Source organism: Streptomyces sp. I05A-00742, from assembly GCF_013055795.1.
In the GTDB taxonomy this organism is placed as follows: domain Bacteria; phylum Actinomycetota; class Actinomycetes; order Streptomycetales; family Streptomycetaceae; genus Streptomyces.
This window is the reverse complement of the sequence record NZ_JABETO010000008.1, coordinates 103,465-115,400: the sequence shown is the minus strand read 5'-3', so window position 1 is coordinate 115,400 and position 11,936 is coordinate 103,465. Positions and strand designations below refer to the sequence as shown.

Annotated in this window: 14 protein-coding genes; 8 read left to right on the top strand and 6 right to left on the bottom strand. The window is 73.3% G+C overall.

Annotation, left to right across the window (positions count from 1 at the left end; genetic code table 11):
• Nucleotides 1-12 precede the first annotated feature (12 nt).
• The 4 genes from HN013_RS10660 (at nucleotide 13) to HN013_RS10645 (ending at nucleotide 4,582) form a co-directional block, all read left to right on the top strand.
• Nucleotides 13-618 carry a carbonic anhydrase gene (locus tag HN013_RS10660; RefSeq protein WP_171165551.1) on the top strand — a complete coding sequence of 202 codons (606 nt, stop codon included), beginning with the start codon at nucleotides 13-15 and terminating at the stop codon, nucleotides 616-618.
• Nucleotides 619-730: 112 nt separating this feature from the next.
• A complete protein-coding gene (gene cynS, locus HN013_RS10655) occupies nucleotides 731-1,201 on the top strand; it encodes a cyanase (RefSeq protein WP_171165549.1) in 471 nt (156 codons plus the stop codon).
• Between the two features lie 87 nt (nucleotides 1,202-1,288).
• Nucleotides 1,289-1,789 carry a nucleoside deaminase gene (locus HN013_RS10650; protein ID WP_171165547.1) on the top strand — a complete coding sequence of 167 codons (501 nt, stop codon included), beginning with the start codon at nucleotides 1,289-1,291 and terminating at the stop codon, nucleotides 1,787-1,789.
• A 684-nt stretch (nucleotides 1,790-2,473) separates the two neighbouring features.
• The gene (locus HN013_RS10645) at nucleotides 2,474-4,582 is read left to right on the top strand and encodes an NACHT domain-containing protein (RefSeq protein ID WP_171165545.1); all 2,109 of its coding nucleotides are present in this window, start codon (nucleotides 2,474-2,476) and stop codon (nucleotides 4,580-4,582) included.
• A 60-nt stretch (nucleotides 4,583-4,642) separates the two neighbouring features.
• Here the strand turns inward: HN013_RS10645 and HN013_RS10640 are convergent, their stop codons facing one another.
• The gene (locus HN013_RS10640) at nucleotides 4,643-5,173 is read right to left on the bottom strand and encodes a PadR family transcriptional regulator (RefSeq protein ID WP_249374906.1); all 531 of its coding nucleotides are present in this window, start codon (nucleotides 5,171-5,173) and stop codon (nucleotides 4,643-4,645) included.
• A 47-nt stretch (nucleotides 5,174-5,220) separates the two neighbouring features.
• Here HN013_RS10640 and HN013_RS10635 point away from each other — a divergent pair, with 47 nt between their 5' ends.
• Nucleotides 5,221-5,868, top strand: coding sequence for a cysteine hydrolase family protein (locus tag HN013_RS10635; RefSeq protein WP_171165543.1), 648 nt, complete (start codon nucleotides 5,221-5,223; stop codon nucleotides 5,866-5,868).
• Nucleotides 5,869-6,439: 571 nt separating this feature from the next.
• On the opposite strand, the gene HN013_RS10630 is transcribed toward HN013_RS10635, so the two are convergent.
• The 4 genes from HN013_RS10630 to HN013_RS10615 form a co-directional block, all read right to left on the bottom strand.
• Nucleotides 6,440-6,631 carry a CsbD family protein gene (locus tag HN013_RS10630; protein ID WP_171165540.1) on the bottom strand — a complete coding sequence of 64 codons (192 nt, stop codon included), beginning with the start codon at nucleotides 6,629-6,631 and terminating at the stop codon, nucleotides 6,440-6,442.
• A 152-nt stretch (nucleotides 6,632-6,783) separates the two neighbouring features.
• Nucleotides 6,784-7,122 carry a DUF3140 domain-containing protein gene (locus HN013_RS10625; RefSeq protein ID WP_171165538.1) on the bottom strand — a complete coding sequence of 113 codons (339 nt, stop codon included), beginning with the start codon at nucleotides 7,120-7,122 and terminating at the stop codon, nucleotides 6,784-6,786.
• Nucleotides 7,123-7,205: 83 nt separating this feature from the next.
• Nucleotides 7,206-7,754 (bottom strand): S1 RNA-binding domain-containing protein, encoded by a 549-nt coding sequence (locus HN013_RS10620; protein ID WP_171165537.1) that lies wholly within the window; start codon nucleotides 7,752-7,754, stop codon nucleotides 7,206-7,208.
• Nucleotides 7,755-7,762: 8 nt separating this feature from the next.
• Entirely contained in the window at nucleotides 7,763-8,272 is a 510-nt protein-coding gene (locus HN013_RS10615; RefSeq protein WP_171165535.1) for a DinB family protein, read from the bottom strand.
• Between the two features lie 152 nt (nucleotides 8,273-8,424).
• On the opposite strand from HN013_RS10615, the gene HN013_RS10610 reads away from it, so the two are divergent.
• Nucleotides 8,425-9,009 carry an NUDIX domain-containing protein gene (locus tag HN013_RS10610; protein ID WP_171165533.1) on the top strand — a complete coding sequence of 195 codons (585 nt, stop codon included), beginning with the start codon at nucleotides 8,425-8,427 and terminating at the stop codon, nucleotides 9,007-9,009.
• A gap of 118 nt (nucleotides 9,010-9,127) precedes the next feature.
• Here HN013_RS10610 and HN013_RS10605 read toward each other — a convergent pair whose 3' ends face one another.
• A complete protein-coding gene (locus tag HN013_RS10605) occupies nucleotides 9,128-10,042 on the bottom strand; it encodes a helix-turn-helix transcriptional regulator (protein ID WP_171165531.1) in 915 nt (304 codons plus the stop codon).
• Between the two features lie 313 nt (nucleotides 10,043-10,355).
• On the opposite strand from HN013_RS10605, the gene HN013_RS10600 reads away from it, so the two are divergent.
• Both HN013_RS10600 and galE read left to right on the top strand, forming a co-directional pair.
• On the top strand, nucleotides 10,356-10,814 hold the full coding sequence (locus tag HN013_RS10600; protein WP_212764188.1) for a methylglyoxal synthase: 459 nt from the start codon (nucleotides 10,356-10,358) through the stop codon (nucleotides 10,812-10,814).
• Nucleotides 10,815-10,878: 64 nt separating this feature from the next.
• The gene (gene galE / locus HN013_RS10595; RefSeq protein ID WP_171165528.1) at nucleotides 10,879-11,925 is read left to right on the top strand and encodes a UDP-glucose 4-epimerase GalE; all 1,047 of its coding nucleotides are present in this window, start codon (nucleotides 10,879-10,881) and stop codon (nucleotides 11,923-11,925) included.
• The last annotated feature ends 11 nt before the right edge of the window (nucleotides 11,926-11,936 follow it).

Sequence of the window (11,936 nt, the reverse complement as noted above, 5' to 3'; positions counted from 1 at the left end):
GAAGGAGTGACCATGCACGACCTCGCCCAGGGCGTAGCGCGTTTTCAGCGGGACGTCTTCCCGGCCAAGGCGCAGCTCTTCGCCCACCTCGCGTCCCACCACACACCCGGGACGCTGTTCATCGGCTGCTCCGACGCCCGCGTCGTGCCGGAGCTGATCACACAGGGGGAGCCGGGCGAGCTCTTCGTCATCCGCACCGCCGGCAACCTCGTCCCCGCCCACACCGCCGACGCCGACGGCGTGGCGGCGAGCATCGAGTACGCGGTCGCCGTCCTGGGCGTGTCCGACATCGTCGTCTGCGGGCACTCGGCCTGTGGCGCGATGACCGCCCTGGCCGAGGGGCACGACCTGAGCGGCGTCCCGGCGGTCGCGGACTGGCTGCGCCACGCGGACGCCTCCCGGGCCCGCGCCGCTGCCGCCCCGGCCGGACCGGGCGCGGTGGAGACCCTGGTCCGCGAGAACGTCCACGCGCAGCTGGCCAACCTCGCCACCCACCCCGCCGTCGCGGCCGGTCTGGCACACGGCACGGTCACCCTGCACGGCTGGGTCTTCGACATCGCCACCGGCACCGTCGACGAGCTCACCCACGACGGTTCCGTCACCGCCCGGGCCGCCTGACCCCCCGCACACCACCCGAAGAAAGCCGCGCCGCTCCTCCGCAGGAGCCGCGCCCCTCACCCAGCGGCCCCCATCCCAACGGGCCCACACCCCACGGAAGGAAGTCCACCTCATGGTGCACGCCCAGTTCGACCCCACCGCCCGTCAGCAGCTCGCCAACGCGGCCGTCGAGGCCAAGACCCGCCGGGACCTGACCTGGCAGCAGATCGCCGACGCCGCCGGGCTGTCCGTCGCCTTCGTCACCGCCGCCGTCCTCGGCCAGCACGCCCTGCCGCAGAAGTCCGCCGAGGCCGTCGCCGGGCTCCTGGGCCTGGACGGGGACGCGGTGATGCTGCTGCAGACCATCCCGACCCGGGGCTCCCTCGGCACCGGCGCCCCGACCGACCCGACGATCTACCGCTTCCACGAGATGCTGCAGGTCTACGGCACGACCCTCAAGGCGCTCGTGCACGAGCAGTTCGGTGACGGCATCATCAGCGCGATCAACTTCAAGCTGGACGTGAAGAAGGTCGCCGACCCCGAGGGCGGCGAGCGCGCCGTCATCACCCTGGACGGCAAGTACCTGCCCACCAAGCCCTTCTGACCCACCGCGAGACGCCGGGGCGGGCGGGGAATCCCGTTCCCCGTCCACCCCGGTACCCCTTCACCACTCACCCCAGGAGGCCGTCCCATGGACTTCGCGCAGCGCACGATCGACATCGCCCGCCAGAACGTCGCCGAGGGCGGACGCCCGTTCGCGACCGTCATCGTCAAGGACGGCCGCGTCCTCGCCGAGAGCCCCAACCGGGTGGCGCAGACCGGCGACCCCACCGCGCACGCCGAGATCCTCGCCATCCGTGAGGCGTGCACCCGGCTCGGCACCGAGCACCTGACCGGCACCACCATCTACGTCCTGGCCCACCCGTGCCCGATGTGCCTGGGCTCGCTGTACTACTGCTCCCCGGACGAGGTCGTCTTCCTCACCACCCGTGACGCGTACGAGCCGCACTACGTGGACGACCGCAAGTATTTCGAACTCGGCACGTTCTACGACGAGTTCGCCAAGAACTGGGACGAGCGCCGCCTGCCGATGCGCTACGAGCCACGCGACGCCGCGACCGACGTGTACGCGTTCTGGCGGGCACGCAACGGTGGTGAGCGCCGGGTGCCCGGTGCGCCCACAGTCGTCTGACCGCGTCCGCTCAGCGCGCCGACGCCGAACGCCGCCGCCGACCGGGGACACCGGGCGGACCGTCCCCGTCCGCCCGGGCCGCCCCCCGCCGACCGAGCCGGGCAGGTCGTCCCACCAGGCGTGCGGCCGGCAGTCCCGCACCGACTCCAGGATGTCTCGCCCGTGCTGCTCCTCCCCGACGGCGGTCCGCAGTGCCTCGCGCGGCTCCGGGGAACCGTCGAGGGCCGGCAGTTCCAGGACGCGCGTGGCCCGTTCGCAGTCGTCCTCGTCGCCGTCCAGCAGGGCGACGACGGGAGCGAGGGGCAGCTCCAGGTCCCGGACCGGCCGCGCCGGGTAGAGGTGGCGGTCGTCGGTCGAATCCCACCGCCGGTCCCGCCGGTTCGCGTCGTACACGAGGAGTCCGGCCGCCGCCGGATCGTCCGCCGCCCGCAGGGCGCCCAGCCCGTGGCCGCGTTGCAGGAGCCCTGCCGGCGTGTCGGCGGGTGCGTGGGCCGGTTCGGCCGGCCGCTCCGGCCCGGGCGGACGGACGGACCCGCTTGTCGTCGTTCGTGTCGTCCATCGCCTTGGAGCCTGCCCCGGGCCGGGCCGGACCGCCGGCCGATTCCGGTGCCGGGGCGCGGGTGCCGTCATGCCCGGCCGCCCGCCCGCGTCGTGTCCCGTGGTGCGGCGGGTCGTTGGCACGTCATGCGGTGGCCGGGGGAGAAGACGGGGTCGGCGGGCGGGATCCGGGGCCGGTTGCGGCGGGCGGGACGGCTGTTCGCCGTGCTCACCGGAGGCGGCATCGCGGCCTCGGTCCACCTGGCCGTCCGCGGCGACGGGCTGGACGCCGCGCTCCCCGCCCTGCCGCCCACGTTCGCCGTGGCCTTCCTCTCCTGGCTCGGGTACCGGGACGACCGCGAGGAAGCGGCACGCCGCGAACTCGATGCCGTAGCAAATGACTTGGCCGGAGTCCTGAAAGGGCAGTGGAGCACCGAGCTCGGCCACCGCCGGCTGGTCCGGCCCCTTCCGCCCACGGTCTCCTGGGCCGCGGCCCCTCCGGACCTGGCCGTCCCGTGGGACGAACTGACCCGGGCGGCGCGGAGGGCGCCGGGCGGGCCGGCGGCGGACCCCGCCGGCTGGGCCACCGGCCCCGAGGCCCTGGCGGGGCAGGAGGAAGAGCTCGCCGAGGTCTTCCTGCACCGCATCCCCACCCGGCGGCTGGTCCTGCTGGGGGAGCCGGGCTCGGGCAAGACCGTTCTCCTGATCCGTCTGCTGCTGGGCCTTCTCGCGCGGCGCGGGCCGGGGAACGGACGGGTCCCGGTCCTCTTCTCCGTCGCCGGGCTGGACGCCGCCACCTTGCCCGGGGCCGACGCGGAGGACCGCCTGCACACCTGGCTCGCCGGACAGCTGGAACGGGACCACCGGATGCTTGCCGATCCGGCTCCGACCGCGCACGGCGATGTCAGCCTGGCCCGTGCGCTCGTCGACGGCGGCCTGGTCATTCCGGTGTTCGACGGCTTCGACGAACTGCCCGGCGCGCGGCGCGGCCCGGCGATGGCGCTCGTGAACGAGGCGCTGCGCGCGGACCAGCCGGTGGTGCTCGCGTGCCGGTCCGCCGAGTACCGCGACTTCCTGGAGGAGTCGGCACCCCTGGCCGAGGCGGCCGCGGTCGAACTCCTCCCTCTCGACCCCGGGGAGGTCGCGGAGTATCTGCGCGCCACCGCGCTGGGGAACGGGCCGCGCTCGGCGGCGGCCGTCGCCGCCGTCGAGGAACGGTGGGGCGCGGTACTGGAGCGGCTGGGCGGGTCGGATCCGGTGGCCCGTACGCTCGCCACACCGCTCGGTGTCTTCCTCGCCCGTGCGGTCCACGGCCCCGACGGCGAGGGTGGCTCCCCGGCGGAGCTGCTGGCCCTGACCACCCGTGAAGAGGTGGAACGCCACCTCTTCGGCGCCTTCATCCGCACCGCCTACCGGCCGAACCACCGGCGCCCCTGCCGCTGGACCGCCGCCGAGGCCCACCGGGCGTTCGTCGTGCTGGCCCGGCACCTGCGCGACACCCTGGACGGCAGTACCCAGATCGCCTGGTGGGAACTGCACCGGGCGCTCCCCGCCCGGTCCGTGCAGCTGCTGGTGGCGGGGCTCGGTGCCGTGGCGGTCGGGGCCGTCCCCTGGTACGTCGCCGGTCCCGGCGCCGGGGTGGGAGCCGCCCTGATCGTGGGCGCGGTGGCGGCCCTGGCCACCGGCCGGCAGCCCCGGCCCGCGAGCCGGATCCGCTGGTCCTGGCGGGGCGTCACCCTCGTCCCCGGCGCCGTCGCGGGCCTGGTGACCGGGTTCGCCGTCGGCCCCGCCGCGGGGCTCGCGCCCGCCCTGGCCTCCGTGCTCGTCTGCGGTTCCGTGGTGGGCTTCCTGACCGGCCTGAGCCCCGAACCCCTGGACGTCACGGCGGCCGACCCGGCCGGCTCCCTCGCCCGCGACCGCCGTACCGCCCTCCGCACCATGCTGCTCTGGACCCTGGCGGCCGGATCGGTCGCCGGACTGGTCGCCGACCGGGTGGCGGGCCCCGTGGCCGCCTTCGTCGCCGCTCCCGTCGTCGGCACCGTGATGGGCCTGGCGATCGGCTTCGGACAGACCGCCTGGGGCCTCTTCACCGCCGCCCGCGGCTTCCTCCGCGTCCGCAAGGGCCTGCCCCGCGACCTGATGGCCTTCCTCGCCGACGCCCACGGCGAACGCGGCGTCCTGCGCAGGACCGGTGCCGTCTACCAGTTCCGCCACCTCTCGCTGCAACGGCATCTGGAGGGGCAGGAGCTCGACTGAGTCCTGTGAGCCGCGCCCGCTCCTCGCCGGGGAAGGTACCCGGCTGCCTGCGCGGCGGCCTCAGCCGAGGGTCTCCCGCAGCCACGCGCGTTCCGCGCGGCTGGTGGCGCGGGCGATGGTGAGCATGCCGCGCCGGTACGGGTCTTCGGTCTCCTCGGCGCTCAGAGGTCGGTCGCCGTCGTGGAAGAAACTGGTGGGCTGCTCCAGGAAGTCCAGCCGGCGGCGCAGTACGGCGTGCTGGTCGCTGGTGTCGGGCAGCAGGGACAGGAAGGCCAGGACCGTGAAGAAGCGGGTGCTGTCGCTGATGTCCAGGTCGCCGGGGTGCCGGAGCCGGTGCAGCAGCTCGGTGCGGCCGGAGGCGGTCAGGCTCAGGGTGTGCCGCCGGGCGGCCGATGTGCCCGGTTCCGTCCGCCGGGCCAGCAGGCCCGCCTTGACCAGGCGGTTGATGGCCGGGTAGAGGCTGCCGTCGCTCACCGGGCGGGTGTGGCCGGACAAGTGGGCCAGCCGGCGCCGCAGTTGGTAACCGTGCAGCGGCCCGTCGGCCAGGAATCCCAGGATCGCGAGCTCCAGCATGGTGCTAGTCTCGCACATCGAATCGAGGTACCTCGAAGCGAGGTATGAACGGGAGGGGGAGCGGGATGGCCTACACCGAGGAATGGGTGACCGCGCGGGCACGCGACGCCTACGCACACGGCCGCGCGTCCTTCGACGTACGGGCGGAGCGCACGGCGCTCCTGGTCATCGACATGCAGGACGAATTCGTCCGCCCCGGCTGGAGCCCCTACTGGGTGCCGGAGGCGACCCGGATGGCGCCGCGGCTGCGGCGGCTGGTGACGGCCTGCCGGGCCGCCTCGGTCCCGGTGATCTGGACGATCTTCGACGACACCCACCTCGGCCTCGACCGGCCGCACGCCCTCCGGTACCTCCCGCACGCCGCCACCGACTGGCGCCGGCCGGGGCCCGCCGAGGTGTGGGAGCCGCTGGGGCGGCGCCCCGACGAGGCCGTGATCCGCAAGCCGTCCTACGGCGCGTTCTACGACACCCCGCTCGACACGATGCTCCGCAACCTCGGCCGGGACACCGTCGTCGTCACCGGGACGCTCACCAACTACTGCTGCGGCACCACCGCCCGGCAGGCCTACGAGCGCGGCTACAAAGTCGTGTTCGGATCCGATGTCACGGCCACCGACGACGAGTCCCGGCAGGAACCGGAACTCGCCGTGCTGCGCAAGGGGTTCGCCCTGGTGCTCACCGCCGAGGAGATAGCCGGCCGGCTGGCCGCCTGAGCGGGTTCACCCACATCACCTGATGTCCCCTCGCGGCCCCCGCTGCGCGCCGTAGGTGTTCGAGGGAATGGGCAGCCGCTCGCCAGTGGCGCGAGGACCGATGGAGCGGACGGAGAGGAGTCGGCCGGCCCATGTACGCAGGTGCTTCCTCGGAGGCTCTCGAACAGCGCTACGATCTGCCCGTCGCGTTCTTCCAGCAGTGGCTGGACCCCTCCCTCACCTACAGCTGTGAGGACCGGTTGCGGTCGCGGCGTGAGGAGGCGCGGTTCCTCGTGGGCGAGGCGGCCAGGGCCATCGCCGCTTCCGGCTCCGCGGGCGGGTCGGCCTCCAGCAGGAACACCCCCCCGCGGGGACCGGCCGCCTCGGGCCAGCACCTCGTGCCAGGAGTCCGGGGTGATATCGGCCCGCGGCAGGACGGTGACGCGTGGCGCTCCGGGCAGGGCCCGGCGACGACGCGCGGCCGGTCCCCGCCGCCCGCCTCACCTATCCCGCCGGGCCTGCCCCGCCGGGGCCGCCGGTCCGGAGCAACGGCTCGATCGCGCCGCGTCGCCCGGTCCCGGTCGGGCTCCTGTCACCTGCCCTTGTGCTTCTTCTCCGCCGCGTGCCGGGCCTTCGCCACCGCGTCGTGGAGCTCGCCCTTGGCCTTCTGGAGGCGGCCCTCCGACTGGGTGTGCCGGTCGCCGGTCATCCGGCCCAGGGTCTCCTTCAGCCGGCCCTTCGTCCGGTCGGCCTTGGCCTTCGTCCTGTGATGCTTGGCGGTCATGTCAGGGCTGCCCTTCGCTTCGGGAGATCGGGGTACGGAGAGAGGCGGGACGCCGCCTGTCCGGCCGCGCGCACGCGGCCCCCGGCCTCCAGTCTCGGCCGATAGGCCCCCACGTGCACCCCGTGGAGCCCGGCGGCCGGGGGCGGCCGTGCTCAGGACGGTTTGAGGGGGTCGTGGCCGATGTTCATCAGGCCGTGTCGCCACTGCGTCCCCCCGGCCGCCGGTTCCCGGTCCGGGCTCCGCTGGGAGCGGACGATGTCACGGACACGGCGCATGACCCGTGCGTCCTCCTCGGTCAGGTCGGTGCGCCGCTTGGCGAGGATGTCGAGGACCTGGCGCCCGGTGGGCGGCCCGGCCCGGTCGGGGAACTCCTCGGCCCGCTCGCCCGCGGCCTGGACGTTCAGCCAGTCCTGAAGCTCGCGTGATGTCATGTTCACAGCCGTGTGGAACTCGTCCCACAGCTCGGTGCTCACCTTGTCGGACGCCGCCACGGTGCCTCCTCATGGCCGGAAAGTGCGGACGAGGCACGCGTTGCCGTTCGACGGCCCGGTAAACGGGGCGGGGGATGGGGATGTTACGCCGTGGTGATCCCCGGGCGGGGCGCCGGCACAAGGCCGATGCGACGGCGCCGCACGTCCACCTCCGTGATCCGCACGGTCATCTCATCACCGATACGGACGCCGAACCCGTCACCCGCCCGCGCCGGTGCGGGGGCATGGACCAGACCGCCGACTCCGTCCTCCAGGCCGACGCCCACCCCGAACGGGAAGACCTGCGTGACGCGGCCCCGCAGGACACGGCCGACCTCGTCGGCCCACGCCACCCACGGGTTGGGGCGCAGGGCGCACAAGGACAGCACGACCTGCCCGCGCGTCACTGTGTCCACCGCGAGGACCTCCGCCGTCACGCGCATGCCGCGCGTCACGACCTCGTGGCAGGAGGAGATCCACGACCAGGAGACCTCGGTCGGCGGGATGAAGCCCACCGAGGGCTCGGGGGCGCCGTCGAGGTCGACGAGGACGCCGAAGCCCTCGACCGCGGTGACCGCGCCGGTCCGGCGCTCGCCGGGAACGACCGTGGCCAGGAAGGCCCGCAGCGCCGGTGAGAGGGGCGGGGTGGTCATGTCGCGGTTCAGGCGCCCACTTCCCCGTCGACCGCCTCCCGCAGGAGGTCCGCGTGGCCGTTGTGGCGGGCGTACTCCAGGAGGACGTGCACCATCACCATCCGCAGGGAGACCTCCTTCTCCCAGCGCGGCTGGTAGCCCGTCATGTCAAGGGAATCCGCCGCGCGTTCGACGCGCCGCGAGACCGCGACCTCGGCCTCCCAGGCGGCGAAGGCCTCCGCCCGGGTCGACGCGCTCGCGTCGTACGCCGCCTGGAAGTCGGCCCCGTCGGACCAGACCAGGGGAACCGTGTTGTCCTCGAACACCCGCCGGAACCAGGTGCGTTCCACCTCCGCCATATGACGGACCAGTCCGAGGAGCGTCAGGGCCGACGGAGGTGACGAGCGCCGGCGCAACTCCTCGTCGGTGAGTCCGGCGCACTTCCTGGCCAACGTCGCGCGGTGGTAGTCCAGGTAGGCCCGCAGGGTCTCCCGCTCGTCGCCGGCGGTGGGCGGGGCGGTGCGCTCGTCGGGGATCACTGGCCGTACTCCTGTTCGCTCGGGTCGCAGAGCAGGTCTATCCCGTAGCGCTTCCCGGGACAAGCCCCGCCTTCCGGTGGCGGAACCCCGTACCGGCCCGGTCGTTCTCAGGGCGGCAGGTCGCCGAGCGGGGTCACGGGGAAGTGCGGGGAATGGCCGACGACATCCAGGAAGTGCGCCGCGGGTGGGACCGGCTGGGTTCGGAGGTCCTGTACCGCGGGGAGCATCTGACGCTGCACCGCGACCGCGTCGTGCAGCCGGACGGCGCGGAGGGGACGTACGAACGGCTCACGCTCGCGGACGGCGCCCGTGTCGTCGCCGTCGACGACGGGGGACGGGTGGCCCTGGTCGAGGACGCCTTCGCCCCGCTGGGCCGGAGGCTCCTGCACGTACCGGGCGGGGGTGTGGCCGCGGGGGAGGAGCCCGAGGAGGCGGCGTCGCGGGAGTGCGAGGAGGAGACGGGCTGGCGTCCCGGCGCGCTGCGGCCGTTGGGCGTCTTCCACCCGCTTCCGAGCCGGACGTCGGCCGTGACCCACCTCTACCTCGGCACCGCCCTGCGCCGGGGGAGCGTCCGGAGGGACCCGACCGAGGCCGGGATGGCCGTGCGCTGGATGCCGCTGGACGAGGCGGTCGGCGCGGTGGGGTCCGGAGTGGTGACGGAGGCCGGTACGGTGATCGGCCTCCTCCTGGCGGCCCGGCTCCTGCTGGTCCGACCACCGGCGCCGCCCCTGCCGTGACGGTACAAGGCCGCGCCGCCCCGCCCGGCCGGCGAAATCCCGTCGCCCGCAGGGCGGTTCGCGTCACGCCCGTCCGCCGGTGCCCCTCGCGCCGACGCGTTTGCTGGAGATGCTTCTGCTATCGAGCCGGGTGCGCCCGGCCGAGGCGTGCGCCCGGCCCCCGCTCCGCCCCGTGGCGGCCCTCGCGGACGGCGGCGCGGGCCCTGCCGTGGTGGGCCGTGTCGGCCCCGGTGAGGACGACGAGCCGGGACTCGGGGCACTGGATGGGCCGCAGCACATGGCTCGTCACACCGATCTCCCGGTTGCCGTGGCACGGCAGGCGGAGGCGGAAACGGTGACCGGAGCGGTGCTCCTCGACCGTGGTCTCGGTCTCCCAGAGGCGGCGGCACACCGCGTCGCCGGCGAGGATCTCGTCGGTGAGGGCCTGGAGGGCCGGGTTTCCCGGCTGGCGGCTGTGGGCGAGCCGCAGCATCGCCAGATAGACGCGCGCGAAGTTGTCCTCCCAGTCGAGCAACTGCTCCCGTGCCTCGGGAGCCAGGAGCGCCCAGCGCATGAGATTGGCGTCACTCTTTTCCGACCACGGGAACCATTCGGTCATGGCGGAATTCACCGCGACGATATTCCAGGTGCCATCGGATATATAGGCGGGATAAGGGCTCTGGTGCTCCAGGAGTTCTTGGAGGTCGGACGCGATTTCGGCGCGCGGTTCATCGGGGTCGGCCGGCGGCCGGCGTCCCGCGACGCCGTGGAAGAGGGTGAGTGTCTCGGCCCTGCTGAGTTGCAGGACTTCCGCGACGCGCAGCAGAAAGGCGTCGGAGAAGTCCTGGCGCGTCCCGCGCTCCAGCGAGCGGTACCACCCCTCGCTGGCGCCGGCCAGCCGGGCAACTTCCGCCTGTGACAGTCCTGTTGCCGCGCTGCGACGCCCGTTCCGGCCGGCCAGGCCGGGCTGGAGCCCTCTGACGTCGCGCCGGACGACGCGGCTCCGCCAGGCCCGCAGAAGGCGGTTCAGCGATTCGTCGGCCTCCCGGCGCACCGGAGGTGCGGACCCGTCCCGGGATGTTGTCGGTGTCGTTTCCGCGGATCGCGCGCTAATGGCGTGCATTTTCTGTGCCCCCGTTGACTCTCGCGGAGAGGTAAAGCGATCCCCTCCGTCTCCGTGATCTTAACAGGGGGGTACGACAGCGGTCCGGTCCTCGGAACCCAAGCCGTAGAACCACGACTGAAAGTGATGGTCCGTTTGGTGCATGCTGGGTTCGGCCGGCGGCGCCGGGGGCTTGCCTCCCGAAATGGCTGCCGTCTGCATTTATTCAACAGAAAACTTTCGAATGCGGGGGAGCGGAATTTCTGTGCACTCAAACGGGGGCAGGCGTACGGGCGGGAACGAACCGCAAGGCGCCCCGGACGTCGTGGCCTTGGTGGCCCACGACGCCAAGAAGGGCGACCTGCTCGCCTGGGCGGAACGCCACCGCGAACTGCTGCGGGGCTGCCGTCTGGTGTCCACCCGGACCACCGGCGACCTGCTCGCCGAGCGGCTCGGTCTCACCGTGCGGCGGGTAGCGAGCGGCCCGATGGGCGGCGACCAGCAGATCGGCGCGATGATCGTCGAAGACCGCATCGCACTGCTCGTGTTCTTCACCGATCCGTTGCGACCGCAACCCCACGACTGCGATGTCAGGGCGCTGAACCGGCTGGCCGTGGTGCACGACGTGCCGACCGCGCCCAACCCGGCCTCGGCCGACCTGCTGCTGGCCGACATTTGCGCGAGCATCGGCAGGCCGGTGCTGGCGGAGGTCGACATCGCGTGAGCGCGCGGCGGACGCGGGACCGGGCCCCGGAACGGGTCCGGCCGCAGAACGAAGGGAATGGAACATGTCGTACTGGCTCATAGCCGGCGGTGCCGGATTCATCGGCGGACACGTCGTCAGGGCCATGCAGGAGGCCGGTGAGCGGGTCGTCGTGGTGGACGACCTCTCGACCGGGTCCCGGGACGCCGTCCCGGACGGGGTCCCCCTGGTCGAGGGCAGCGTCCTCGACGCCGGGGTGCTGGCCGACGTCTTCCGCCGGTTCCCGGTGGAGGGCGTGGTCAACCTCGTCGCCCGGACACAGGTCGGCGAGTCCGTCGAACTGCCGCTGCTGCACTACCACCAGAACGTCGAGGGCTTCCGGATGCTCCTCGCGGCCATGAAGGACGCGGGGGTGCGCAAGCTGGTGTACTCCTCCAGCGCCTCCGTCTACGGCATGGTCGACGACGACCTGGTCACCGAGGCCACCGGCTGTGCGCCGATCAGCCCCTACGGGCAGACGAAACTGGTCGGCGAGTGGCTGGCCGCGGCGGCGCACCGCGCCGACGGGGTGGACTTCGTCAACCTGCGGTACTTCAACGTCGCCGGCGCGGCCGAACCCCGCCTCGCCGACGAGCGGGTCCTCAACCTGGTGCCCATGGTCTTCGAGAAGCTCACCGCCGGCCAGGCCCCGGTGATCTTCGGCGACGACTACCCGACCCCGGACGGCACCTGTGTCCGTGACTACATCCACGTGGCCGACATCGCCTCCGCCCACCTGGCCGCCACCCGCCATCTGCGCGAGCGGCAGGGTGTGGCCCGCACCTACAACGTGGGCCGCGGCGAAGGACTTTCGGTCCGCGAGCTGATCGACGTCATCACCGAGGTGACCGGTCACGCCATCGAGCCCGTCGTCACCGACCGCCGGCCGGGCGACCCGGCGCGGGTGGTCGCCGACGCCTCGCCCATCGAGCGGGAGCTGGGCTGGCAGGCCCGGCACGGCGTCCGCGAGATGGTCGCCTCCGCCTGGGCGGGATGGTGCCTGCGGCACCCCGAAGCCCGGCGCGACAACGAGGCCCGGTGCGACAGCGAAGCCCGGCGCGACAAAGGGACCCGGCCCGCGGCCGGGGCGTGAGTTCCCCACTC